Origin of the sequence: Niabella pedocola, from assembly GCF_021044425.1 — a bacterium.
Taxonomy (GTDB): domain Bacteria; phylum Bacteroidota; class Bacteroidia; order Chitinophagales; family Chitinophagaceae; genus Niabella; species Niabella pedocola.
Genome location: NZ_JAJNEC010000007.1, coordinates 501,722 through 527,881 on the forward strand (window position 1 = coordinate 501,722; position 26,160 = coordinate 527,881).

The 26,160-nt window shown below is 45.5% G+C and carries 17 protein-coding genes and 1 tRNA gene; 3 read left to right on the forward strand and 15 right to left on the reverse strand.

Annotated features, from left to right (window positions below):
• Positions 1 to 15 precede the first annotated feature (15 nt).
• The 11 genes from LQ567_RS23035 to LQ567_RS23085 all read right to left on the reverse strand — a co-directional run bounded on the left by LQ567_RS23035 (position 16) and on the right by LQ567_RS23085 (position 18,068).
• The gene (locus tag LQ567_RS23035; RefSeq protein ID WP_231008231.1) at positions 16 to 1,329 is read right to left on the reverse strand and encodes a MutS-related protein; all 1,314 of its coding nucleotides are present in this window, start codon (positions 1,327 to 1,329) and stop codon (positions 16 to 18) included.
• A 31-nt stretch (positions 1,330 to 1,360) separates the two neighbouring features.
• Positions 1,361 to 2,515 carry a TlpA disulfide reductase family protein gene (locus LQ567_RS23040; RefSeq protein WP_231008232.1) on the reverse strand — a complete coding sequence of 385 codons (1,155 nt, stop codon included), beginning with the start codon at positions 2,513 to 2,515 and terminating at the stop codon, positions 1,361 to 1,363.
• On the reverse strand, positions 2,512 to 3,861 hold the full coding sequence (locus tag LQ567_RS23045) for a MutS-related protein (protein WP_231008233.1): 1,350 nt from the start codon (positions 3,859 to 3,861) through the stop codon (positions 2,512 to 2,514). Before LQ567_RS23045 ends, LQ567_RS23040 begins: the two co-directional genes overlap by 4 nt.
• 10 nt (positions 3,862 to 3,871) lie before the next feature.
• Positions 3,872 to 6,181: a Gldg family protein gene (locus LQ567_RS23050; RefSeq protein WP_231008234.1), complete on the reverse strand. Its 2,310-nt coding sequence runs from the start codon at positions 6,179 to 6,181 to the stop codon at positions 3,872 to 3,874.
• Between the two features lie 91 nt (positions 6,182 to 6,272).
• A complete protein-coding gene (locus LQ567_RS23055; RefSeq protein WP_231008235.1) occupies positions 6,273 to 8,645 on the reverse strand; it encodes a Gldg family protein in 2,373 nt (790 codons plus the stop codon).
• 108 nt (positions 8,646 to 8,753) lie between these two features.
• Positions 8,754 to 9,677: an ABC transporter ATP-binding protein gene (locus LQ567_RS23060; RefSeq protein ID WP_231008236.1), complete on the reverse strand. Its 924-nt coding sequence runs from the start codon at positions 9,675 to 9,677 to the stop codon at positions 8,754 to 8,756.
• Positions 9,678 to 9,775: 98 nt separating this feature from the next.
• Positions 9,776 to 10,531 carry an RNA polymerase sigma factor gene (locus LQ567_RS23065; RefSeq protein ID WP_231008237.1) on the reverse strand — a complete coding sequence of 252 codons (756 nt, stop codon included), beginning with the start codon at positions 10,529 to 10,531 and terminating at the stop codon, positions 9,776 to 9,778.
• Between the two features lie 18 nt (positions 10,532 to 10,549).
• Positions 10,550 to 11,944 carry a RagB/SusD family nutrient uptake outer membrane protein gene (locus LQ567_RS23070; protein WP_231008238.1) on the reverse strand — a complete coding sequence of 465 codons (1,395 nt, stop codon included), beginning with the start codon at positions 11,942 to 11,944 and terminating at the stop codon, positions 10,550 to 10,552.
• Positions 11,945 to 11,970: 26 nt separating this feature from the next.
• Positions 11,971 to 16,029 (reverse strand): SusC/RagA family TonB-linked outer membrane protein, encoded by a 4,059-nt coding sequence (locus tag LQ567_RS23075; protein WP_231008239.1) that lies wholly within the window; start codon positions 16,027 to 16,029, stop codon positions 11,971 to 11,973.
• 223 nt (positions 16,030 to 16,252) lie between these two features.
• Complete coding sequence (locus LQ567_RS23080; protein ID WP_231008240.1) at positions 16,253 to 17,413, reverse strand: FecR family protein; 1,161 nt, start codon at positions 17,411 to 17,413, stop codon at positions 16,253 to 16,255.
• A 55-nt stretch (positions 17,414 to 17,468) separates the two neighbouring features.
• Entirely contained in the window at positions 17,469 to 18,068 is a 600-nt protein-coding gene (locus tag LQ567_RS23085; RefSeq protein WP_231008241.1) for an RNA polymerase sigma factor, read from the reverse strand.
• Between the two features lie 620 nt (positions 18,069 to 18,688).
• Between LQ567_RS23085 and LQ567_RS23090 the strand changes: the two genes are divergently transcribed.
• The 3 genes from LQ567_RS23090 (at position 18,689) to LQ567_RS23100 (ending at position 19,934) form a co-directional block, all read left to right on the forward strand.
• Positions 18,689 to 18,853, forward strand: coding sequence for a DUF1328 domain-containing protein (locus tag LQ567_RS23090; RefSeq protein ID WP_231008242.1), 165 nt, complete (start codon positions 18,689 to 18,691; stop codon positions 18,851 to 18,853).
• Between the two features lie 103 nt (positions 18,854 to 18,956).
• Positions 18,957 to 19,676: a DUF72 domain-containing protein gene (locus LQ567_RS23095; protein ID WP_231008244.1), complete on the forward strand. Its 720-nt coding sequence runs from the start codon at positions 18,957 to 18,959 to the stop codon at positions 19,674 to 19,676.
• A 57-nt stretch (positions 19,677 to 19,733) separates the two neighbouring features.
• The gene (locus LQ567_RS23100; protein WP_231008245.1) at positions 19,734 to 19,934 is read left to right on the forward strand and encodes a hypothetical protein; all 201 of its coding nucleotides are present in this window, start codon (positions 19,734 to 19,736) and stop codon (positions 19,932 to 19,934) included.
• Positions 19,935 to 20,163: 229 nt separating this feature from the next.
• Here LQ567_RS23100 and LQ567_RS23105 read toward each other — a convergent pair.
• The 4 genes from LQ567_RS23105 to clpB all read right to left on the reverse strand — a co-directional run bounded on the left by LQ567_RS23105 (position 20,164) and on the right by clpB (position 25,845).
• Positions 20,164 to 20,252 (reverse strand) — tRNA-Ser (locus LQ567_RS23105).
• 104 nt (positions 20,253 to 20,356) lie between these two features.
• Entirely contained in the window at positions 20,357 to 21,790 is a 1,434-nt protein-coding gene (gene dnaA / locus LQ567_RS23110; RefSeq protein WP_018625847.1) for a chromosomal replication initiator protein DnaA, read from the reverse strand.
• Between the two features lie 429 nt (positions 21,791 to 22,219).
• Positions 22,220 to 22,888: a DsbA family protein gene (locus LQ567_RS23115; protein ID WP_231008246.1), complete on the reverse strand. Its 669-nt coding sequence runs from the start codon at positions 22,886 to 22,888 to the stop codon at positions 22,220 to 22,222.
• 362 nt (positions 22,889 to 23,250) lie between these two features.
• Entirely contained in the window at positions 23,251 to 25,845 is a 2,595-nt protein-coding gene (gene clpB / locus LQ567_RS23120) for an ATP-dependent chaperone ClpB (RefSeq protein ID WP_231008247.1), read from the reverse strand.
• Positions 25,846 to 26,160 lie beyond the last annotated feature (315 nt).

Genomic DNA, 26,160 nt, shown 5'->3' on the forward strand with positions numbered 1-26,160 from the left:
GAAAATTAGTTGTCATCAGGAATTCAGCAGCTCCAGTATTCCTTCGTTTTTAATAATAAGCATCCCCTGTCGGTCTTCAGTAATGCCCTTTTCCAGTTTATACGGATACTTCGGGTGCGGACCATCCATAACTGTAGGCATATAAACAAACTGGATATTGTGTTTTCCTTTTAATGCAGCCCCAACTTCAATAATATGCGTAGATACGATAAAAAGGCAATTCTGGTAATCTGCAAATCCTTCCGTAACCGCCAATGTACCATCATAAGCGTCTTTAACGTTGGTACCTTTGAAAAGCTCGTCGAACATTAGCAGCAGCTTCCTTCCGCTGGCCGCCGCCACCGCTGCCTGTTTTACGCGCACTACCTCGGCATAAAAATGACTGTATCCCAACCCGATGTTATCGGCCACGTTGATAGAGGAATAGAGGCCTTCCCTTACCGAAAATTCCATGGCACTGGCTGCCACCGGAAACCCCATATGAGCAAGATAAAAGTTAATTCCGACCGCTTTCATCAGGGTTGACTTTCCCGCCATATTAGCACCTGTTAAGAACAGCACATTAGAGGCCCCATCCATTTTCAGGTCATTGCCGATTGCATGTTCCACACAGGGATGGGTCAGGTTTAAGGCCTCCAGTTTATTGGCTGCTGCCGGCAACGCCGTTGCATAGTTAAACCTTTTGGATACAGCCGTGTTGCTCACCGCGATATTTACATCCACCTCACTGATAAACAACAACACTCCCATCAGCTGCTCTTTTAGTCGCCCCTTTAACAGGTGTTCATAACCGGCCAGTGCTTTTACCGGGAGTTCCTGGTAAATATCGATCATCCGCAACCGCCCCAGTTCCGGGGCAAGCAGGATGTTTTTTATTTCCCGGAAGCGCTCCTCATAGGGCCCCGGCATATCAGCAAGCGGCGTTACAAACTGAAAACACCGGTTCAGTGTAAGGATGGTTGCGTGCAATCCCTGCATCATTTTTTTATAGCGTTCATCTCTGGTAAGAGAAGAGAGCATTTTTTTTATCAGCGTAGCAGCAACAACCAGCGCCTTGTTTGCATGCGCATCCGTATCCAAAAACTCCCGCATAGTGGTTAACATTGCCGGATCAAAAGGAAATACAAGTGCGGCCTCCTGAAAAAAGCGGAAAATACCGCTGCGTTGGTTGATGGCCGCCGCATCCTGCAAAGGATTACGGAACATCTGATCCAGCAACTGCTCACCGCCACGGGTTTTCACCTGGCTGAACAGACCATATACAGAGCCCTGCCGGAACCGGCCCATGATATTTAACTCTTCGATCGTTTGTTTGTCGTTATTGAACATGAAAGTGAGTTTAGATGTAACAGATGAATGATCAGTTTTTGAACAGTTCTTTTAACTTATCCTGAAGGGCGTTGCCCCGGAGGTTGGTGGCAATGATGGTGCCCTGGGGGTCGATCAGAAAATTCTGCGGGATGGCCGTGATCCCATATAGCTGTGCTATCGCATTCCTGCCTCCTTTTAAATCACTCACCTGCGTCCATGTGAGCCCATCCCGGAAGATCGCGTCCTGCCATTTTTCAGCCGACTCATCCAGCGATATACCCAGGATCTCAAACCCCTTTGACTGATAGCTGCGGTAGGCCGCTACCAGGTTGGGATTTTCCTGTCTGCACGGTCCGCACCAGCTGGCCCAAAAATCCAGCAGCAGGTATTTACCGGTATAGTTGGAGGGTTGTATCAGCCTACCGTTAATATCCTCCTGGGTAAATGCAGGTACCTTTGCTCCAATTGAAGTGGTGAGCAGTGTTTCGACCCGGTGTTGAAGCAGTTTACCTCTGAGCGACCGCCGCAAGGGCTGCGGCATGGACGCATACAGCTTTCCGATCTTTTTTGGATCCGCTTTCAGGGTCAAAAGCTGCGCCAGGGCATCCAGACTAAAGTAAACACCCGGATACTTCCCAATATAGCTTTCCATGGTTCGGATTCCTTCTTCCGCTATGGCCCGTTGCCTGGCCTCGAGTTGTTTCTGCATCGCAATATCTGCCCGCTGTTCCGGAGTCATGCGCTGCACTTCGGCAAGCAACTGCTGATTCCGCTCCCGCCATCCTTTCAATAAAGCGTTGTAGGTAATAAACGCATCATTTACCGCCGATCCCTTAACAGTGCCTTTATTTATAGAATCAGTGGCAGTAACGGAAAATGCATTATTGTGAAGATAGATCCTCAGGTAGTCGGCGGTTTCCCTGTTCAGCTTATCCAGCCCCAAACCGGCATGGTCCACTACAAGATCGGCAGGAGTTGTGTCTGGCACGGATCCTGTAAATGCAAATACGCCATCTTGGATCCGGGCTGAGTCGATCACCCGGCCGGTATCGGCAACCGCATACACCAGGTAAATGGTAGCCGGATGTTTCAGGTTCTTTATCTTCCCTTCTAATTGAAATCCTTCTTGTTTTGACGCGCACCCCCATAACAGAGCAGCTCCTGTACAGCGCAGCAACATGCGCAGGAAGTATTTTTGCTTCATAATTGTATTTGTTTAGGATCCCGTAAGGTTATCGATCCGGCGCTACTGTTCTTTTGCTTTCCATTTTTCAACAGCTCCAGTATGCCTTCATTGCGAATGATGATCATTCCATGCCGGTCATCCGTAATACCTGCTTCCAGTTTATAGGTGTACTCCGGTACATGGCCGTTCATACGCGTGGGCAGGTACCGGAAGTCTACATTATCCATTGCTTTCAACGGATCGCCGGCTTCCACAATGTGTGAGGAAACGATGAACATGCTGTTGCTTTTACGCGCAAATCCTTTTATAACAGCCACGGTAGCCTCATGCGCATCCTTTACGTTCGTGCCCCTGAAGAGTTCATCAAAGAGGATAAAAAAGGACTGCCCGGTACTCAGCTCCCTGGCCATCTTTTTTACCCGCAATACTTCCACATAAAAATGACTGGCCCCGATACCCAGGTTATCCGGAAGATTTACGGTTGTATAAATGCCGTCCAGTACAGAAAACTCCATTACCGATGCCGCCACCGGAAAACCCATATGTGCAATATAAAGGGCCGTGCTTACCGAGCGTAAAAAGGTAGACTTCCCGGCCATATTGGCCCCCGTTAAAAACAGCACATTTTTTGAAGCCTTCATTTCAAGATCATTTGCCACAGGCTTTTTTAAAGACGGATGGTATACGCCCTCCAGCTTTAAGAAACATTTTCCTTTTTCCAATGCCCTGGGAAAAACAAAACTCCGTTCCAAAGCCGTCATGGCTACAGACATGTATACATCCAGCAGGTAAATATGTTCCAGCAATTCCTTTACCTTTTGCTTTTCAGTAATCCGCAATAACACATCATAGGCCGTTACCGCACTGTACGAAATTTTCCCTTTACCTGCTTCCTTTAACACCGGCTCAAAAGCCGGGTCTGCCAGTAGTGCTACCGTTGTACTACGTTCCATATCATAGGCATTAATGTTCTTTATATCGGGCAGCTCCATAAACCGGGCTGTGGCTTTAATAATATCAATAAGCGCATTCACCCCGCTCTGGATCTCCTTTTCACCCAGGGCCACCCGGTTGCCCTTCGCCTTCATTTCCTCTTCTGTATGACTTAAGTATTTTTCAGCGGTATCAAACAGCGCCGCCTCATAAGGAAACCGGAGCTGTAACCGGGCAAAGCTTTCAATGATACTGCTGCGCCGGTTAATGGCTTCTTTATCCGAAAGCGGATTCCGGAATAGTTCACTCAGCAGCATTGCCCCACCACGGGTATACGCATGATTGTAAAGATCGAAGATCCCGCTGCCGCTTTTTTTTCCAAAAATCTCCAGGTCTCCAATCGTCTGCTCATCTGTTCGTAGTAAATTCATAATCGCTGTTTTATTGCCTTTTTCTCCTGATCAACAATATAGTTCCCGCCAACAATATGCATCCCGGCAGCACCCATATAAATACAATCCTTTCTATGTATGCACCCTGCTCGGAAATTGTCAGTAAAATATCCTTGGATAATATTATTGATAGTTGAACCGGAAAATGGTTATAGGTAAGGTGGCTGTATGCGCCTGCGATAAGATCACGATTCTGCGCAATCCGCAGGTTGCTGATAAAATCTGCACTCCCGAAAAGAATGATCCGTTGCTCTTTTTGACGGATATTCCGCCTTAGCTGCGCTGAAGTGATAAACGTATCCCGCAGTATATCACCCGCCAGGGGATTGAAAGGCGGCAGTGTTGAATCAATAACCAGATCGCCGGCTTTGAGCCAGGTTTTACCTGGCAGGCCCAACAACAACGGCCTGAATTTATAAATACTGTCATTTAGCTGGGTAAGGCCTGCAACAAAGGGCATTCCTACGCCCCTCAGTCCTTGGGTCAAAAAAGAAAGCGTATCTATATACGGAGTGGTTAAACAAACCACCTTCTCGGGCGTTTCGTCATACGTGGGTTGCACCAGCTGACCGCTCATTAATTGTACACCCAGCTGCCGTAACAAGGGGTTCAACACATACTGCTTACCGGGTTTTCCCAAAATAAGCATATTACCACCGGCGGCAATATAGCCTTCTATTTTTTTCTGCACTGCGGCGCTCAGGTTCATAACCGGATCCGCCAGCACCAGTGTTGCCACATCCGCAGGCACATCCTGCACATTTAAATTCAGCGTATCCACATCCAGTCCCATATTGGCAATAGATGCTCTTATGCTTTTAGCTGTATGCGCTGCATAGCCCCGGTCGCCCACCTTATGGATATCGCGTTCCAGATCGCCCGTCAAAAAATACACTTTGAAAATCTTATCCGGCTCCAGCAACCGCTTCAGTACCGATGCCATATTGGACCCATCGGGCCAGCACTCCACATCATCCATGGTTCGCAATATTTCGGTACGCCCCCGGTATTTCAATTGCATCACCATCCGGTTGCCTTCCGACTTCAGATCAATCAGCTTGCGTATTTGTTCCGGCGTTTTAAACATATCCAGATCGAGCTCACTTCTTTCTGCCACCTTTGCCGCAATCTGCTGTACGGTTTTACCAGGATATATATGATACCAGCTACTGTCGCTTGATTGCGGGTCTATATCATAAAAATATACGTAGTTGAATTTGATATCCGGCTTAAAGCGCAGGTACCGCTCCCAAAATGAGGTAAGATAACTGGGATTACGAGCCTCCGGAAGACCACGCGCCATTTTTGATGTTCTACTTAGCAAGTTCACATAAAGCGTTACTTCCAGCGTACTGTCACCCAAGGCTTTGATCATTTTTTGCAGTTCCGTGGATATTGTATTCTTTTTTGCAGCCGTTGTATCCCAGTAGCCTGTAAGTACCGGGCGGGAGGTTATATACCCTACTGACAGTGCCAGTATCATTACCAATATATAACGACCTGCATTTATATACCAGGGTTTGGACTCCCGCTCTGCACGCAATTTAATAATGGTAAAACTTACAAAAATAAAAGCGATGGCCATAAAGTAAACAATATCCCGGGTTACAATCAGGCCAAAGATCATTTTCTGGTTGCGGTTCTGCAGGGAAAGAAACCAGGTAAGGTCCCTGATGAAATCATATTGCTGCCAAAGTCCCCCGATTCTGTCCAGCACGAAAATGATCATAAAAGTGCCGATCCCCGATATGACCGGGTGTACCGAAATAGCAGACATGAACAATCCGATGGCTGAATAAGTACATACCAGCAAATAAAACCCCAGCAGGCCCGACAGGAACAACCCGTAATCTTCATCCCTGATATTGAGTGCGCCTACCACCATTACCATACCAACAATTACCACCTGCAATAAAAGGTACAGCACAATCCCCAGGTATTTACCCAGTACAATCTGGCGAAGCCTGGCGGGAGATGAATACAGTAATCGGATAGCACCGGTATTCTTTTCACGGCTGACAAGCCCCATAGTAAGCAGTGGTATAAAAAGATAGAGATAGGATACAGCGGTAGTATATACACCACCAAACAGACTGCCCGTTAAAGATTTGGTAGATGGCCAGGTCCACTTTGAATTGCTGTTCTTAATCATAATTTCCTGAAAATTGGCCATATCATGCAGTGGGTTAAAATATGCCACTGCGATCATTACCCAAAACACCAGCAGTACAATCCAGGCAATGGGCGAATAAAACAGGTACCTCAATTCGTTCCTGGCTATTTTAATGATTAATCGCATGTGCGTTTTTATTTTTGTTAAATACAGATTCGCTTCATACAACTACACCCGGCAACAATTATTCGGATCCGTGTATCAATGCGATTTATCGTTATCGCCTTTTTCTTCTTACCAGCAGTACAATGCCCAGCAGTAATAAAAGCGACGGAATGACCCATACATAAGTCAGCCGCTCCAGTTTCACCCAGGAAGGCGTCATTAAGAGCCAGTTATCCCGGGGAAAAGGGAACAATGTATAAGCCGGGTTCCGGTTATAATCCAGCCAGCTAAAAATACCACGTACATAATATGCGTTCCCTTCCAACCGCAACGGGCTCGCAAAATCTGCATCCCCGGTAACAACTATGCGCTGCTCTTTTCCCTTAAAAGGCCTTGTTAGCTTTATGGCAACGGGATAGGAATGCGCTTTCAGATCTCCTCGTTGCGGTTCAAACTGTGGTACCACCGAGTCCTGCACCAGCTTTCCCATTTCCTGCCATGATTTTTCCGGAATGGTCATAATCAACGGAGCCATATTAAAGCCGCTGTCCTTGTTATAAGAAAGTCCGGCAACACCGTTCATTACCAAAGCGGATGTATCACCGGAAGGTATACGGTAGTTCGTAACCTTCATCAAACGCCGGTTTATTGATAAACGATACTCATCGGCCAATCCATATATGAAGGGAGTTTCATAGCACGATATTACATCCGGCTCATTATGAAATGAAGGATGTACCAGTTGACCGGGCAGCAATTTCACGCCCAGTTGTTGTAACAAAGGATTCAGCACATTTTGCTTCCCCGGTTCGCCCAGAATGAACATATTACCACCACGGGAAATATAGCTTTTCAGCTTCTCTTCCACGCCGGCACTCAACTCCTGCTTTGGATCGGCAAGAACCAGGGTTGTAATATCAGCCGGTATGTTTTGTGTTTTAAGATTCAGCGTGTCCAGGTCGAAGCCGAGGGGATATAATTCATTCAGCCACGCATATTCCCGCTCGCCGGTTTTGGTAATACTGCGCTCCAGCTGCCCGGTAACAAACCCTACATGTGGCATTCTCGCACCTGCCAGGCGTTGAAAAGCGGCATTAAAAGGAGGTTCACTGGTTGCCTCAACACCATTAAATATAGACTCCCCGGTTTTTGAAGGGAAGTATCTGATATAAACCGAACGGTCTTTCCAGGTTATTTTCATGCCCCTTTCATAGCCCAATACACCCGGGTCTATTATTTTTTTTATCTCCTCCGGTCCCATAAACAAGGATGCGTCAATTTTCATAGCCCGTGCCGTGAGGCCTGCAATCTGTTCCAGGTTTTTTCCCGGAAAAGTTTTGTATCTCAAACTATCGCCGGGCGCAAGAGCATAATAATACACATACTTAAACCGGATATCCCGCTTATATCTCCGGTAAGGCTCCCATAAATCCAAATATGCATTCATGTTTTCGGGAAACCCAATAAAGGCGTACTGCCTGTTGGGATCCGGAGGTAACAAGTTTGTATAAAGGGTCACCTCCATTGGTGCCCCATCAAGTAGTTGCAGGCGCTGTTGTGTTTTAGGATGCAGTGAATTCGTTTTTCCTGCGGATACATCCAGGTATCCGATGGCATTTTGCCGGGATGAAAAATAGCCCGCCGTCAGGCATAAAATAATAACTGCCAGGTATCTCCCCACTTTAAGATAACGTGAAGTTTGCTGCATACTACTCTTTATTACCAATAAGGCAAAAGAAACAAACATCACAATGATGATCATAAAGTAAATGATATCCCTGGTAGTAATAAGCCCTTTTAGCATTCTTCCTGTTCGACCCTTGAGACTAAGAAAATAGGTAAGGTCTCTTACAAAATCATACTGTTGCCACAATGCATCTATTTTATTCAAACTAATCAGGATCGTGAAACTGACCACCGCTGCTACGATCGGATAGCGGGTAAGGCTGGAAGCAAAGAAGCTGACGGCCGTATAAGCAGAAAGCAACAGGAAAATACCTATGCTTGCCGAAACCAATAACCCATAATCAATGGATTTTATATCGAATGCCGCTGTTAGCATAAAAGCGGCCAGCATAACCATAAAAAATAGGTTAAAAAAGGTAGCACCTAAAAATTTGCCGATTATCAACTGGCGCAGCCGCAACGGCGATGAATGTAATAACCGGTACGTACCAGCATTAAACTCGCGGCTGATTATCCCCATAGTAAGCAATGGTATAAACAAATAAAGGTATTGTAATACGTCCGAGAGCATACCCGAACCAGGACCGGTGATAAACCCTTCGGTGAGCGTCCCCGGATTAACATGAGGAAGATAGGGGTATTCCTTAGCCGTACTATACATCCTGGGCCCAATACGTTGAAGGCGGTGTGTATAGAAAAATGCACACATCACCCAAAAAACGATCAAGGTAAACCAGGCCACCGGTGTATAAAAGAGATTCCGTAACTCGTTCTTCGCTATTTTGAGTATTAATCGCATCCCAGATCTTTTACTTTTTTAATTTGATAGCATCCCCGTTCCGGCAGCAGCAACAGGCTCCCGGCTGGCTTTCGCCATAAAACGTATCAATATGCCATTATGAAAAAACTATTGCCCTGCGGTTTGGGACAGCTGTTTAAACACATCGTCCAGCACACCCTTATCCGGGTTAATTTCCTTAAGGCGCCAGCCACCGGCCACACTGGCTGCAACCAGCCGGTCGGTAACCTCTTCTTCACTGCCCTCGAAATGTATTCTGGCCTGCTTGTCCGAAACAAAATCCACCCCTGTCACACCTGCAACCTTTAGTAATTCAGCTACCGCCGGCGGATGATCCATCCGCATCAGCACCGCACTGGATTGTGCATAGTTGTTAAATGCATCCATGCTATCCGAAAAAACGATTCGCCCTCCTTCAATCATGATCACCTCCCGGCAAAGCAGGTTTACTTCTGATAATACATGCGATGAAAAAAGCACCGTATGTTCTTCTGCAATTTCCCGGATGAGTTTTCGCGCCTCAATCATTTGGTTAGGGTCCAGCCCATTGGTTGGCTCATCCATTACCACCAGTTTGGGCTTATGGATAATGGACTGGGCAATACCCACCCGCTGACGGTAGCCGCCTGAAAGATTTTTTATCAGCCGGGAGGCGAAATGTGCAATGCCGCAGCGTTCCTTTACTTCTTCTACGGCGGCCTTTATTTTATTCTTCTCCATCAGCCGTAGCTCTGCACAATATACCAGGTACTCATCAATGGTAAGGTCTGTATACAACGGCGCAATTTGCGGCAAAAAACCGATTTGCTTTTTTGCCTCGAGCGGATGTTTTCTTAAATCAATATCGTTGACATATACATTCCCCTCCGTTTGGTTTAACGTACCACAAATGATATTCATGGTAGTGGATTTACCGGCGCCATTAGATCCCAGCAGCCCGATGATACCCGGGTCTGCAATTTCAATATTAATATCGCGGATCGCCCAGGTACTGGTATATTTATGCGATAGGTTTTCAGTTTTAAGTATCATGGTTCTTGTTATAAATGACTAAACAAATACGGTACGTTGCTAACAGGGTTCACGCCTGCTTCTAGCTGTAACAACCAGGTCGCTTATCTTTGCCGTAGCTACCCACGGCCAGGTGGTATCAAACGGTTTTCATCGGTCACTGTAATACGCAATGAAATTTCATCATTCAAAAAATCATCTTCATTTTTTTCAGGCAGCATTTGATAAATACCTTTACCTGTATTATATAAATCCTCGCGTTGGGTTTTGGTATTACTTACATTTGAACAAAAAATATTAAATCCGAAAAAAACCAGGAAAAGACCAACGGCATTTAACTGCTCCTTGAAAAAACGCTGTGCCCGGGTTAAATGTACTTTAACGGTATTACAGGATATTTCCAGCCTGTCCGCAATTTCATCGCGGCTCAATCCTGCTTCCCGGCTCAGCCAGAATACTTTTTTCTGCATTTTTGGTAAGCGGGCAAATAACTGTTCTAGCTGACCCAGTCGTTCCTTACTGATCAACCGGTTCTCCGCAGCCGCACAAACGGGTTCATTAATTGCTTTGAAGCCATTTAAGAAAGCTGTTCTTTTGGCTTCCTTTTTAAGGTATTTATATGCCGCATGCACAGCTACCCGGTACAGCCATCCGCCCGGATTTTCATAAATAAGCGCTTCCGGTTTTGACCATAGTTTTAAAAAGGTATCCTGTACAATATCTTCTGCTGTATGCCGGCATTTGGTAATAGCAGCAATAGCCGTTATTAGATGAGGCATATGCGCTACAACCAGTTCGTTAAACGCCCGCTCATCACCCAATGCAATGGAAGTAAACGAACAGGGATCCTTACGAAGCCGATGGGTTGAGATCATTGTTAACACTTTAATTTGTTATCTTGGGTTCTGTATCATATGAGGATTATTGGCAATAATGAGTGGAGAAAACTGCATCAGGTAGCGCGGTGCGCCGGGCTCCAATACAGCTAATACCGTACTTCCATCATCGGCTGTCCGTTGAAGTGTTTGTGCAAAACGGGGATCCCTGTTAAGCCGCTTCAGATCAAAGAGCCGCAGGCCGCCGTGATAAAACAGTTCCCTTCTCCGCTCCTGTAATACTGTGGCCAATACATCAGTAGCGCCCTCTATTGGAGTGTATTGGATCAGGCGGTTTTGTCGTAGCCGGTTCACAAGCGCCAGAGCTCCCGCAGTATCTCCCCGTCGCGCCAGGCATTCGGCCTCTGTGAGCAAGACTTCCGGCACGCCGATACTGTAATTAAAGTACATATAGGTAAGATCCTGCCCCCCATCAATCCAGTTTAGTATATAAACATCTCCGTCCTGTTTGAAAAACTTTATAAGCCGATTGTCATTTGTATCGAAAAGGTCTCCTAGTGTCTTGCTGATAAAAAAGGAAGAAGTATATTTAGAATAAAATCCGGAGTAATCCATCCGGAGCTTCCCCATCAATGTTTCCGGGTTTTTTGACAAATCCAATAAAGAAGTGGTCGGAATAAAATGAACGTTATAGTCCAGCAGTTCATTCCGCATGACCAGTGAGCGATGGGCTGCCTCTTCCGCCTGCTGATAATTGCCCATATATAAATACGTACGTGCCAACAAGGCCAGCGCAGCGGCTTTGCCGGGTTGCACGATCGTTGCACCCATATCCGGCAGATCGGGATTCGACACCGCAGCATTCAGATCTTTCAATATCTGATTGTAAACATCCTGCACCGTAGCTCTTGCCGGCAATGTGCCGGCATCAGGCTGCAGGATCAACGGCACCGATAAATCAGCAGCGGCTGTTGTGCTTTGATAATGCGGCCCGTAGAGATTAGCCAACTGCAGGTAATACCAGGCGCGGTTGATCTGCGCCTGAGCCCGCGGTATATTTTTCTGTTGTGCACTACCTTCAACTGCATCAATCTTGTTTAATATGATATTCATTTGTAAAATACGGCGATAGGCACTGTTGTATATAAAATCAGGATCTCCGGAGTTCCAGATATCCTTGCCCCACAAATAAGTCCGTGCATAATAAGATGAAGTATCAAGTTGCAGCGCATTATCGCTTATCTTCATATCATCGCTCATAATATCAGCCAGAATAAAATTGCAAAGTGCTATGGAATCGTGATTGAGCATTTCCTGCAGGTCCTTTATCGTAGATGGATTAATGACAGTGGTACCCGCCGGTTGATCTAAGAATTTCCGGCATGCGGATAGCAAGAGCAACATGCATAAACAAAGTGGCACTATACTCAAAAAAGCTTTTCTATTTTGCATCTGTGTCTTTTTTTCGTTGTTATTAATTAAAAATCGACATTAAGCGTTAAGGAATACTGCCTTGGATTTTGCGTAAGTCCTATTTGCCCGCCACTGGCAACCGTTTCGGGATCTATATGATATTTGTTCCTGGCCCAAAAAGCAAGGTTCAACACCTGTACCGACGCGGTAAGATCTTTAATAAACAAGTGCCGTAGCAGACTTCGGGGTAATTGCCAGCCGAATTGTACTTCCTGAAGACGCATATAATCTGCCGGAAGAATGCTGTTGGTGGCGTTTTGGGTAATAAAGGCCCGTGCGTTGGTGGCATTGGTATTGGCCATCGCCGGCACATTTGTAAACAATTCATCACCCGGTTTACGCCAGCGGTCACGTATTAAAACACTGTTATCTATAGCCCCGGATGGTACAGGAATATATTCCCGCATCACGTGGCCCAGGTTAAACAACATCGTTATCCTGGCAAAAAAACCGCTAACATTCAATTCCTGTATAAAACCTCCGGTATACGGCGCCCGCGTAACACCACTATACACCAATGCCGAGGCCAGGATTGCACTGTCTGGTGCAGCTGTTTTTTGTCCGTTGGCAGTATAAATCTGCGGATCACCCTTCGGGTCAAGCCCACCCCATCGATAACTCCACAGATTATCCGTATTGAACCCATTTCTGGGGGCGCTTAAATAAGATACGGATTGGGAATAGTTTACAACCGGCACATTCTCTGCGATGCTTTGGTTGTACGCGCCATTTAAAATAACCGTATAATTCAATTTCTTTCGTGCAATCAGTTGTACTTTGAGATACAATTCAAGCCCCTTATTTATGATCTGGCTATAGGAAACCTGCGTTTGCAGTCCGGTAGCCGGATCTACGGGTTGTTGGGTATTATTATTCAGCCCGTCGGTGGTTTTATGATAATAACGCAGATCCAACAGGTACCGGTCTTTTAAAAAACCGATCCCGGCATGTACTTCCATATTTTTAACTCTTGGCGGCAACAATCCAAAATTGTTGCTTACAGCTATATTATATCCGCCGCCGGATTCAGGAACATAGGTATCTGCCATCAGCTCCATGCCCTGAAAGGAACTGATTTGCTGAAGAATATAGTCAAGCGATAAGCTGCTGATCTTTTTCGAATGAAAATAAGATTCCCGGGCTATATCATATTGCATTGATATATTGGATTGCGGCTGCCCCTCGGGCGAGCGTCCATATCCGGCCAATAATTTTAACGCTGCATTTCTCAAATTCAGTTTCGACTGAACACCGATATACCTGATGACCGTATCCGCTCCATTGGCATTGTTTTGCAAACGACGGGTATTATAGCTGATATCGAAACGGAACCGGTTCTGGTCAAATCCGAGGCTCATTTTCTCAAAAACATGGTGCATGCTTTGGCCGGATTGCTGCGCCGTATTATACTCATTAACCCAAATGCCATAATTATTCCAGCTATTCTGCAGGCTGCGTATAGCATTGATCTGCACCGGCAGATCCGGCATTTGCATCCCTGAAATCCCGGATGATAGACTAAGATCGCTTATCCATTCGGGTAAGGGTATAAATGAATAGTTTGACAGACGCCATATTGCCTCTCCATAATAATTATCAAACCGGCTGAAGGGCGGATTGCTGCCGTACCTGGGATTGAGGATTGCGTTATAGCGACCTTTCAACATATAAATATTCTTAAACGAATAGCTGAAATTACCGTTCCAGTTAAGTCCCCGGTTAACGCTTGTGTCGCCCGCATTGGGTGTTAATAACGTATAAGGATATGAAAGCGTATGCGCACCCCAGCCAATGGTGGAGATGGATGTTGGCAACGGCAGCGATGTATAATATTTAGACAGCGCACTCTGAGGGTCTGCGGAAGGAAGTTTCACCGCCTGGTGGCCCCCCGTTTCCGGATCGTACCCATATATTGTATTATATGAAGGTCTTTTTTGTGTATTATCGAAACCGCCGCCACCCAAACTGATGGCAATATGATGCTGCCCAAAATAACGGTCGTACAATAACGCAGAGCGCAGGTTCCAGCTCAGTGCCCGAACGTTAAACTCCTTCAAAATGCTGCCCCTCGGTACATAAAAATCAATCCCGGAAATATTGCCCTCCTCGTCGGTAACCGGGCTGCCATAATTATTTATCAATTGCCTTGTCTGGCTGCTTAAAGCATCCTGCAGGTACCGGCTGTTGCTTTCAGTGGAACTATATTGCAACGCGGTGGTCCATATTAAGCCAGGCAACAGCTTCCAATCCATATTCAATCTAGATTGAAGATTCAATACGTTGGTAAACTGCTTATTAACCCGGGCGTCCTGCAACAGATTGACACCATGGTTTTCATATCCATAGTGTTCCAGGATCGCATTGGCATCCGGGTTGAATCCTGAATAATCATATACATAATTTCCCTGAGGGTCTAGTAACAACTGATATGGCTGAAGGCTATTATTTAAAGGATCAAACGAAGAACCCCGCCGCCCTTTTTGTCTGCCAACAGCTGCAAACCAGGTAGCCCTGAGTTTGCCCTTTAGCAAGTCAAAATTATTCATCAAATTCAAACCCATACCATGGTTCTCATCGTTGAGAGCTGTAGAGCGATCCGTATTATAACTTCCGGTACCACGAAATTGCCACCCCTTTGTGCTCCCCGATAATGTAAGCATATGGTTCTGCCGGAAACTGCTTTGCTGCAGCAGGTGCATTTGTGCTTCGTTATCGATTGCAGCAAGCGAATCCCATTTTTCATTGAAGGCTTCTCCCGAAATTCTTCCTGTTATTAAGCCCTGAAGTAACTGCTGAGCCGGGTTTTTATTAAATCCGTCATAGGTAAACCCATTTCCCCTTTTTTGGGCTAAATTGATAAATCCCGAATCAGAGGCAGCTTTAAGATAGTCCAGCACATCTGGCGATGAAGCCAAACGCAGCGCCTTACGATTAAAGACCGGTGCCGGTGCATAATACAGATTGGTGCTGTAGTTTAGTTCTATCTTGCCTGAAGTACCTTTTTTTGTGGTAATCAAGATCACACCTCCCGAAGCCCCCGGCCCCCATTTTGCAAGTTCTTCGGGGTCTTTTATCACTTTTACTGATTCTACATTATTCATCGGATAATCTGCGGGAAACCCTTTCTGCGGAAAACCATCAATCACAATCAACATTCCTGAAGTATTTCCATTGAAGCCGCTCACACCCCTTAATTGAGGTATCAGACCGTTGTTGCTAACAGACGTACCGTAATTGGCTTTGATGAGCGAGCTACTTTGCATCAATGCAGCAATAAACTTATCAAACTCCATATAGTGCGGGATCTGTTTCTTTAAATCTGCATATGTCTGTTTAAGATATTCAAGGTCCTGAAACGATCCGTTACGGCCTACTGTAAGTCCGCTCAGTACCCGCTCGCTTTGAGATGAATTTTGTAGTGTAAGCCCGGGCACGGTGCCTTGCAATACCTGCCCCAGGTTCAGGTGACTGCGATGAGTAAGATCAACGGTATCCGTCCATGGTACTTTTCTCTTCTTGAAAAAATCCCCGTCAGAAACTTCAATACTCTCCATCAGGGTCACTTCCTGGTTCATAACGATCTGTAGTTGCGGCTGCCCCGCATATTCAATTTCAGCATCTTCAAATCCAACGGCCGTCAACAATAATTTATCACCTTTCCTTAATGAAATAATAAACTGGCCCTGTGCATCTGCGGAAAATATGGCCGTTCGGCTCCCCGTTTTTTTGATGGTAACACCGGGTATCGCGGCGCCGGTCTTTGTTTTCACGGCTCCCGGTACCAGCTGGTTTTGTACCACAACAATTTCGATTTGCGTTTGAACAGCGGCCGTGGGTCTTTGTACCGGCAGCGGACTAAGCGTAATAATCCTGCCTTCTATGGAATAGGTAAAGGGCTGCCCCGAAAATAAAAGTTCCAGCACCGCTTTCAGGGGTTGCTTTTTAATATTGACGGACACTTTTTTTGCCCGTGCAATCAGATCCACATCATAAAAAAAGCTATAGCCCGTCTGCTTTTTTATTTCCGGGAAGAGCGATTGAATCGCAACATTACTGGCCTTCAATGTCACTGTCTGACCCCGACCGTTAAAAGGAATTGAAAAGAAAATCATTCCCAACAACAGCAGTTTTTTAGCGCTCCCTTCTTTTTTTACAGGGCAAATAATTCTCCTAAAAATGTATCGCATTTTTTTAATTGATGACAATCACTAAAATAAAATGGCAAGCCTGCCAACCTTTACAGGTTTCGCTTTTAACAAGCTATTCGGATCAAAATTGTATTAACACTTAGGGTAATACGGTCAGTTTTTTCCCTTCCAATCGAAAATGTACGCCACTCTTTTCCAGCACATTTAATACCTGGGAGGCCATTGCATCCATGGGCAAGGTGCCGCTGAACCGCTTTTCAACCGGGGCACCGTCCGCATAAGCTATATCCAGGTCGTACCAACGTGCCAGCTGCCGCATTACCGTTTTCAGATCGGTATATTTAAAACTAAATTCATTATTCTTCCACGCCATCTCGTAACCGGTATCTACATCTGTTATCAGTTTCAGCTGATCGTTTTGATTTAATTGAGCCTGCTGCCCAGGCTTTAACAGCTGGCTGCCGGCGCCTTTGGTTACTTTAACGGATCCTTCCAGCAAGGTGGTCTTTATGACCGGTTCGTCCCCATATGCATTGATGTTAAAATGAGTGCCCAGTACTTCTACTTCCATATTATTCACTTTTACATGAAAGGGTTTTGCTGCATCTTTTGTTACTTCAAAATAGGCCTCCCCGGTAATTGAAACGCTCCGGTCTGCACCGGTAAAAGCCGTTGGGAAACGAATGGAAGAAGCCGCATTTAACCAAACCCTCGTGCCATCCGCCAGTGTTAACTGGTACTTCCGGCCTCGGTCTGTAGTCATGGTATTGGTAACGGCAACAGCAGCTGCGCCTTTGTTATACAATATCTGCCCGTCCCTGTATTCTACTTCTGCTCCCGATTGCATGGCAATGAATCCGTTACCCGCACTGTCCAGCAACACCTGTCTTCCGTCTGAAAGGGTTAGTACCGCCCCATTCCGGCCCGGATGTACATCATTTTTAATGACCGTTTGCGCGACCGGTTTTTGCCAGTCCGTTTTTTGCATCTGGTAAAAAACACCGCCTAATACTGCCAGCGTTAAAACGGCCGCCGCTGCTGCGATCCAGTGCCACCGCCTTCTTCTTAGCGGATAAATACCGCCCTTGTCAATTTGCAACACCTTCGCCGACAATCCTGCATATGGGCTATTGTCGAAGGCTTCGTCCTGATGGGCAATCATTAACGCAGTCACCACTTCCGTAAACAGCTCCTGGTCGGTACCGGAATCCAGGAAGTGCTGTAGTTCCGTTCTTTCAGCGGCAGTAGCGGCATCATTCGTGTATTGCCCGATTAGGTATATCAGACGTTCTTTTTCCATCGCATATCTATACAGACCCCGCAACGTTCATTTAGGGACCATTGGTTAAAAAAAATTATTTTAATAACAGGAAAACAAGAATAACCGGAAGCCGGCCCTCCGCGATCAGCTTCTTCCGTACAAGCTGCAAAGCCGTCATCAGCACTTTCTTTACATAGTCGCGTGAGAGGTCCAGTGCTGCGGCGATCTCGGCAAGACTCATTCCTTCTTCCCGGCTCATGCGGTAGATGATCTGTTGCCTTGATGAAAGTCCGGCCACTACTCTTTGTATTATACGCTGGGTTTCCCGGAAAGACAGATAGGGTTCCGGATTTTCTGTAGGGCCTTCCAGCAAACCGGCAGGCTGTTCCTCCAGGCTTGAGGTACTTAACTGAATCCCGGATTTTCGCAGATAGCGGTAGCATTCATTTGACACGATCCTAAAAAACCAGGCACGCGGATGCCGGATCTCCGGCAGCTGATCCCGGTGCATCCAGAAGCGTATCAATGCTTCCTGAACCACTTCCTTTACCGCATCCTCCGACTTGACCAGCTTGAAAATATACGCTGTGAAATCCGGCAACAGCGTATCATAAAATTCATTAAAGGCGGCCTCATTACCTTCGGCAATCAGGGAAAACAGCTCCGCCTCCGTATAGGTACGACTAGAACTCAATAGTTTCAGTTTTTAAAAGCCTGTCTCTGTACATTGTATTATAAAGTTTCCATTAATACGGATATCATTGTGCCTGCCGGCAAAGATCCGGAGAACATACCCTCTATTACCGGTGCCATTTAAAGAGCTATTGTTAAGACAACCGCCCTTTTTGTTTAACCCTGGCAGGTACTGGATTTTTGTTTCCTTTTTTGTTGCACGGTAACCAAAAATAATATTTTATATCAATTATACAAATACCCGGCAGGCTTTAGTGAAAGTACCAACCAGAACTTATCATTAAAGGATTTCAGCAGCCCTGGCCGTTAGCATTTTTGTGATATAAAACCGGTTATTGCAGCGGAACGCCGGGAGCCGGAAGATCCGGGTTGCCTTCGTACTGATTTCTGGTGTTGCCGTTATTCCCCATTGCGTCAAAAATTCCCCATCTGCAAAATCAACCGTATATCGTACATTACCTCATATATAATCGACCGCATACGGCATGTACTAACTGACCAGGATGCCACACGGAAGATTAAAACAAGTGTTTACCCTTGGCATCGTTCTTGTTTTTTACTAAAACGGATTTGTTATCAGCGCCTTCTATATAACATATTTTCTTATTTAAAATACATTTTATGTTACGTTGGACCATTACTTTTTTAATCATTGCGGTTATTGCAGCCGTATTAGGCTTTACCGGTGTTGCCGTTGCCTTCGCAGGTATCGCCAAAGTATTATTCGTTATTTTCCTGGTACTGTTTGTACTGTCCTTTTTTATGGGAAAAAGAAGATCCCCTTGATGATAGAATGCATCCTGTACGTATATCAAATCAATTTTTCAAAACCAGGGCTTAGCACATCCATCGTTCGTGCTGAATCCGGTCATTATACAATCCTGTAACGATGCTTTACATTGGCACATCGGGCTACAGTTATCCTTATTGGAAGGGCAGGTTTTATCCGGATAAATTACCGGCGTCCGGATGGCTGGAGTATTATGCCACGCAATTTAATACACTTGAACTGAACAATACCTTCTACAGGTTTCCAACCGTTGGGCCTTTAAAAAGATCAGCAAGCCGGACGCCCGCTGATTTTTGCTTTTCAGTGAAAGCGCATAAGATCCTTACACACACCAAACGGTTGGTGGGTGTAAAGGATAAGATACTGGAATTTATAGAGATAGTACAGGAAGGACTGGGACACAAATTAAGCTGCATCCTTTACCAGATGCCACCTTCGTATGCCTTTTCAGAAGCGCGATTAACGGATGTGGTGGAACAGTTGTCATCCGACAAACGGAATGTTATTGAATTCCGGCATGTATCCTGGTGGCAGGCGGAGGTATTTGATCTTCTTACAAAACATCGCATTAACTTCTGTAGCGTCAGCTACCCCGGTCTTCCCGATGATAACATCATCACCGGTGATTTTTTATACCGTCGCATGCATGGCGTGCCCGAATTATTTAAATCGCCTTACTCCGAAAAAGAATTAACCCGCTTGCATCAGGACCTGCAGATAAAAAAAGATGCGTTTATTTATTTTAACAATACCACTTTTGAAAGCGGGTATACCAATGCCTCTTTTTTAAAACAACAGGCGGCGGCAACGCATCGATGAAGTAAATTTCCCGGTATGGTATTTGGCTGATTATTGAAATACCTCAAAACATTTTTTATGAAGATCCCTGTAATGATGATAGCGGTAATCCTGTTTGGAAGCTGCAACGCACCATCAAATGAAGCCCCCGGAGAAACGGATCGTCTGAACGGAACGGTTACAACACCGGATAGCAGCACTACAACACCCGGCATACAGCAACACGATGCCCACGACACCAGTACCTGGGAAGGTGCCCCTAATGACTCAGGGCGATAATTGAGTACGCCGCAAATCGACCATTAACGATCTAGGGGGAACCCTTATCTGTACTCCTTAACAGGAGGGGTTTCAGCCGAATCAGCAAAGTTGATGTTTGCTCCCATCAAGGATCACGAATTATGCAGTAGCATACAGATTTTTTATACAGTTTCTGGCAACGCTGGAAACAAAAAGCCCGGAAACATTATATTTCCGGGCCTTTATAAAGATTTAATAATCTTAGTTGCGGTGAGGGCGGGATTCGAACCCGCGGTACAGTTTAACCCGTACGGCAGTTTAGCAAACTACTGATTTCAGCCACTCATCCACCTCACCGGGGCTGATCCCTTACAGGGGTTGCAAAAATATAGAAACTCAACTATATAAACTAAAAATTGTGTGCAAATTCATGAAAAAATATCAAAAAGATTTTTGACACTTTACATGGCGGCCAACTGCACTTTCTGATGCAGCTCCAGCACATTTTCACGGAAAACAGCGTCGGTATCCATCAGGTCCTTAACCGTCTGGCAGGAATGGATAACTGTAGTATGATCCCTTCCGCCAAAATGCTCCCCGATAGTCTTCAGACTATTCTTGGTAAAGGATTTAGCCAGGTACATAGTAATCTGACGGGCCTGTACAATTTCCCGTTTACGGGTCTTTTGCAGCAGCTTATCGTAAGGCACATTAAAATAATCGCATACCATCTTCTGGATGGTATCGATGGTGATTTCCTTGCTGGAAGATTTGATAAAGTTCCGTAATACTTTTTTTGCCAGATCCAGGTCGATCTCCCGCCGGTTCAGGGAAGATTGGGCCAGCAATGAAATCAGCGCACCTTCCAGTTCCCGCACATTGCTGTTGATATTATAAGCGATGTATTTGACCACTTCCTTGGGCATTTCTAAACCATCGGCCTTCATTTTCCGCTCGAGGATCTCGATACGGGTTTCATAATCAGGGATCTGGAGATCTGCGCTCAACCCCCACCGGAAGCGGCTCAGCAGCCGTTCCTGTACGCCTTCGAGGTCCTTGGGCGACTTATCCGAAGTAAGGATCAGCTGCTTTCCCGACTGATGCAGGTGGTTGAAGATGGCAAAAAAAGCGTCCTGCGATTTTTCGGCTTTGCTGAAGAACTGCACATCATCCACGATCAGTACATCGATCAATTGATAAAAATGGATAAAATCATTGATCGCATTGTTACGGCTATGGTCCATAAACTGGTTGATGAACTTTTCCGAACTTACATAAAGTACGATCTTATTGGGATGTGTTTTCTTTACTTCATTACCGATGGCCTGCACCAGGTGTGTTTTCCCCAACCCTACACCGCCATATACCACCAGTGGATTAAAGGAGTTGGCTCCGGGTTTTTCCGCTACGGTTTTGCCGGCACGGCGGGCAACACGGTTACAGTCGCCCTCAATATATGCATCAAACGTATAGTTGATGTTCAGTTGAGGATCGATCTGCATCTTTTTAATGCCCGGGATGACAAACGGATTTTTTACAGGATTATTGATCACGAGTGGAAAATCCATTTCGTTATTGGAATAGGTTTTATACCCCGTACCTGTAACATCCATCGTCAGCGGTTTGTTCTTGCTGTTTCCGCTGTCGACCATAATGCGATATTCAAGGCGGGCTTCTTTCCCCAACTCACGCTTCAATGTCTTTGCCAATAAATTTACGTAATGTTCTTCAAGATACTCAAAAAAGAATTGGCTGGGGACCTGGATCACCAACACGTTATTTTTTAATGAAATTGCCTTAATCGGTTCAAACCAGGTTTTATAGTGCTGCCACTCCACAATGTCTTTAATAATCTTTAAACAATTCGACCAGATTTTTTCGACATTTTTCTCCATCAGAAGTTACCAAGTTTATTGATGCATTTACGATAATGTTTCTCCTAAAAGTCCAGCAAAAAACCATCTTCTCATAACGATAAAAAAAGTTTCGCGGGACAGCGAATATCCACATTTATTCAACATAAAAAAAATTTAATCTTCTATTTTTTTTACGTATCGCACAAAAAAAATTTTTTCCGTTTGTTTCTTGAATTTTTTTCAACCAAACCCCTAAAAATATAAACAACCGCGCTTCAACAATAAAGGCCCCGGCCCTTCAGGCTGCTTAACAATTAAGCGCCCCTCATTTCTGCCAAAAAGGCTGAAACCCTTTACAGTAAAGGGTTTCAGCCTTTTGATGTTCTTTTTCACTATTCCGTTGCTCCCAGGCATCCATAGCGCCCGCAGGCATCAAAGCCGTCCGAAGCGCGGAATATAGTAAAAAAATTATTTGGCTTTTGTCTTTGTTTTTACGGGCGCTTTTGCCGCTGTTTTCACCGGTGCTTTGGGTTCTGGTTTGGGCTCTGGCTTAGGCTCCGCTTTGGGCTTTGCCTTAGCCTTATCAACAGGCTTTTTCTTCACCCCTTTGAGGGCTTCATCAATGGCCTGGCTCAGGAGTGCATAGGTTGTTTTACCCTTTACCATCTGGCCGTTTACAAAAAAGGTAGGTACTTCTTTTACCCCCAGGTCGATACCATATTTCAGATCATCCTGTACCTGCCATCCATAGGTTCCGTTTACCAGTTCTTCTAAAAAGTTTTTATTATTTACGCCTGCTTCCTTGGAATGTAATTTTAAGCTTGTGGTGCCAAGGTTCCTTCTGTTTTGAAACAACACATTGTGCATTTCCCAAAACTTTCCCTCCTGCGCAGCAGCAATGGCAGACTCAGCCGCCTTCAAACTTCTCTGATGAATTCTTGTTTGAGGAAAATGGCGAAAATTAAGCTTCACTTTGCCATCATAATTTTCCAAAATCTGTTTTACAATTTCATTGGCCCGGGCACACTCCTCGCTTTCATATTCTCCAAATTCCATCAATACTACAGGCGCTTCTTTTTTGCCCACAAATATGTCCTTCGGCTCAATAATTTCTTCAGATTCTTTCTTCAGACTCATACAATTTTAAAATTTTTCTGGTTTGGAAGGGGCGGCGTCGATTTTTAAGTTTTTAAAAATCAATACATAAATACAACAAATATCTCAAAAAAGCGGTTGAAGATAATTTTTTTTTTCTTGTTACAAATTTTTTCTTTGAGGCAAGAAATAACCATACACAATTAACTGATTATGAATGTATAAAAAGCATCGCTGAATTCATTTTAGTCTTTCCCGTTTTTGAATAACAGCCGTTCCTCTGAAAGCCCTATAACCGAGGCACCCAAAACACGATCAATCGTTTGTATGTACACCCTGAGCATCCCCGGTTTTCAAAAAAAAATCCCCGCAATTGCGGGGATTCATCTCCTCTTCCACCGGGACTATTTCTCGTTCCTGAAAACAACCATATTATCAAATACATCCACCAGTACCGGTTTGGTCCGGTCCAGGTCTCCCTGCAGGATCCGTTTGCTCAGCTGGTTGACAATTTCTTTCTGGATCAGCCGTTTCAGCGGCCGGGCTCCAAATTGGGGATCATACCCCTGCTCTGCAAGAAATTCCAGTGCATAATTGCTAAACTCCAGCTGGATACCGTTCTGGGCTACGAGCTTCTTCAGGGCCTCCAGCTGTATCTTCACAATATCTACAATGTCTTTTTTCAACAGTGGATGGAACATGATGATCTCATCTACCCGGTTCAGAAATTCGGGGCGGATGGTTTCCCTTAATAAACTCATCACCTCTGTTTTTGCTTTTTCTGTAGCCTCCTCCACGGTCTTTTCAGTAACATCTTCAAAAGCATGCTGGATCAAATGACTGCCGATATTGCTGGTCATAATGATGATGGTGTTCTTAAAGTTTACCACCCGGCCTTTATTATCCGTCAAACGTCCGTCGTCCAGCACCTGCAGCAACACATTCCACACATCCGGGTGTGCTTTTTCAATTTCATCCAGCAACACCACGCTGTAAGGTTTACGGCGTACGGCTTCGGTTAACTGGCCCCCTTCATCATATCCTACATACCCGGGAGGTGCTCCCACCAGACGGCTTACCGTATGCTTTTCCTGGTATTCGCTCATGTCGATGCGGGTCATCATACTTTCATCGTCAAAAAGGAATTCCGCCAGGGCTTTTGCCAACTCTGTTTTACCCACACCGGTAGTACCCAGGAAAATAAAGGACCCGATGGGTTTACGGGGATCCTGTAAACCGGCCCGGCTTCTGCGCACGGCATCCGCAACGGCAATGATGGCCTCATCCTGGCCAACCACCCGCTGATGCAGGTGCGCTTCCAGATTTAACAACCGCTCCTTATCACTCTGCAACATTTTGGTAACCGGGATACCGGTAGCCTTAGCGATGCTTTCGGCAATATCCTCTGCGTCTACTTCTTCTTTCAGTAAGCGGCTTTCAGCGGTGTCATTCAGCTCCTTTGTAAACCGGTTGATGTTTTCCTCTTCCTCTTTTATTTTACCATAGCGGATCTCTGCCACCCGGCCATAGTCGCCATTGCGTTCCGCTTTTTCGGCTTCGATCTTATAATCTTCGATCTTCGACTTACCAGACTGTATCTTCTCCACCAGTTCTTTTTCTTCCTGCCATTTGGCCTTCAGCGTATCCCGTTCTACAGACAGGTTGGCGATATCGGTATTAAGCTGTTTTAGTTTTTCGTCGTCATTCTCACGTTTGATGGCTTCGCGTTCTATTTCCAGCTGACGGATATGCCGGTTCAGCCGGTCCAGCTCCTCCGGCATGGAATTCATTTCCAACCGTAATTTAGCGGCACTCTCATCCACCAGATCAATGGCTTTATCCGGCAGGTAGCGATCGGTAATATACCGGTGCGATAATTCCACTGCCGCAATGATGGCTTCGTCCTTAATGCGCACGTGATGGTGGGTTTCGTATTTATCTTTTAAGCCGCGCAAAATAGAAATGGCATCTTCAACCGAAGGCTCATCCACGATCACTTTTTGAAAACGCCGTTCCAGCGCCTTGTCTTTCTCAAAAAACTTCTGGTATTCATTTAATGTAGTGGCACCCACAGCACGCAGTTCGCCACGCGCCAATGCCGGCTTCAGGATATTGGCCGCGTCCATGGCGCCTTCCCCGCCTCCTGCGCCCACGAGGGTATGGATTTCATCAATAAACAAGATGATCTCCCCGTCGCTCCCACTAACCTCTTTTACCACGCCCTTCAGGCGTTCTTCAAACTCGCCCTTATACTTGGCACCTGCAATCAGCAGGCCCATATCCAGCGCATAGATCACTTTCGACTTCAGGTTTTCCGGTACATCCCCATTGATGATCCGGTGGGCCAGGCCTTCTACGATGGCGGTTTTACCCACCCCCGGTTCTCCTACAAGGATCGGATTATTTTTGGTACGGCGGCTTAGGATATGCAGTGTACGCCGGATCTCTTCATCACGACCGATAACCGGATCCAGTTTACCCTGACGGGCCAGCTCATTCAGGTTCTTCGCATATTTATTCAATGCATTGAACTCCTGCGACTGTGTTTGGGATGAAACCGTTCCTCCTTTCCGCAGATCTTTAATGGCCGTAACCAGTCCTTTCTCTGTAAGACCGGCATTTTTCAGCAATTTTGCCGTGGCATCGTTGCCCTGCACAATGGCCAGTAACAGGTGTTCGGGGGTAATAAATTCATCGTCGAATTGCTTTAATGAAGCCCCCGCCCTTAAAACAACATTGTTGGCATCGCGGCTGATTTGCTGTGCCGGCTCCCCATTGGTAACAGGTAGTTTTTTAATGAGCTCATCCAACTTGGTATGTACCAGGTTCAGGGTTACGTTGTTTTTCTTTAAAAGATATTCAACGGGTGAATCTTCCTGGTCCAGTAACGCCTTCAGGATATGCTCTACTTCTATATTCGGATTTTTAGCATTAAAGGCCAATTGCTGGGCCTGTTGAAATGCCTCCGCTGCTTTAATTGTAAAATTTCCCAGATTCATAATTTATATATATGTTAATGATCACAAGTTACCTGATTTTGGATTCTGAATGCCTGCGCATCCAGGATCAGGCCGTTGTAACCGGTATTGTGATAGCAAATCAAACTCCAAGCCGGTTTTTATGGAAATTTTGTCAGGAAAGTCGACTAAAAACTGACTATAATGCAGTCAAAATAAACATTTTATGAAATTTTAGCAGGGAAGCATCCCGGCCCGTTCCGGTACCCGCAGCCCTTTCTTTAGCAGGTTGGTCAAAAAACATGGGTGTTTACCAATAACACATTATGCCGATGCGACCGGGGCCGTTTTAACCAG

Coding starts and splice junctions, on each gene's coding strand:
- LQ567_RS23060 (WP_231008236.1), bottom strand. CDS start 9,677: ATGATACTTAAAACTGAAAACCTATCGCATAAATATACCAGTACCTGG.
- LQ567_RS23115 (WP_231008246.1), bottom strand. CDS start 22,888: ATGAGTCTGAAGAAAGAATCTGAAGAAATTATTGAGCCGAAGGACATA.
- LQ567_RS23045 (WP_231008233.1), bottom strand. CDS start 3,861: ATGAATTTACTACGAACAGATGAGCAGACGATTGGAGACCTGGAGATT.
- clpB (WP_231008247.1), bottom strand. CDS start 25,845: ATGAATCTGGGAAATTTTACAATTAAAGCAGCGGAGGCATTTCAACAG.
- LQ567_RS23040 (WP_231008232.1), bottom strand. CDS start 2,515: ATGAAGCAAAAATACTTCCTGCGCATGTTGCTGCGCTGTACAGGAGCT.
- LQ567_RS23070 (WP_231008238.1), bottom strand. CDS start 11,944: ATGCAAAATAGAAAAGCTTTTTTGAGTATAGTGCCACTTTGTTTATGC.
- LQ567_RS23080 (WP_231008240.1), bottom strand. CDS start 17,413: ATGGAAAAAGAACGTCTGATATACCTAATCGGGCAATACACGAATGAT.
- LQ567_RS23090 (WP_231008242.1), top strand. CDS start 18,689: ATGTTACGTTGGACCATTACTTTTTTAATCATTGCGGTTATTGCAGCC.
- dnaA (WP_018625847.1), bottom strand. CDS start 21,790: ATGGAGAAAAATGTCGAAAAAATCTGGTCGAATTGTTTAAAGATTATT.
- LQ567_RS23095 (WP_231008244.1), top strand. CDS start 18,957: ATGCTTTACATTGGCACATCGGGCTACAGTTATCCTTATTGGAAGGGC.
- LQ567_RS23100 (WP_231008245.1), top strand. CDS start 19,734: ATGAAGATCCCTGTAATGATGATAGCGGTAATCCTGTTTGGAAGCTGC.
- LQ567_RS23035 (WP_231008231.1), bottom strand. CDS start 1,329: ATGTTCAATAACGACAAACAAACGATCGAAGAGTTAAATATCATGGGC.
- LQ567_RS23055 (WP_231008235.1), bottom strand. CDS start 8,645: ATGCGATTAATACTCAAAATAGCGAAGAACGAGTTACGGAATCTCTTT.
- LQ567_RS23065 (WP_231008237.1), bottom strand. CDS start 10,531: ATGATCTCAACCCATCGGCTTCGTAAGGATCCCTGTTCGTTTACTTCC.
- LQ567_RS23050 (WP_231008234.1), bottom strand. CDS start 6,181: ATGCGATTAATCATTAAAATAGCCAGGAACGAATTGAGGTACCTGTTT.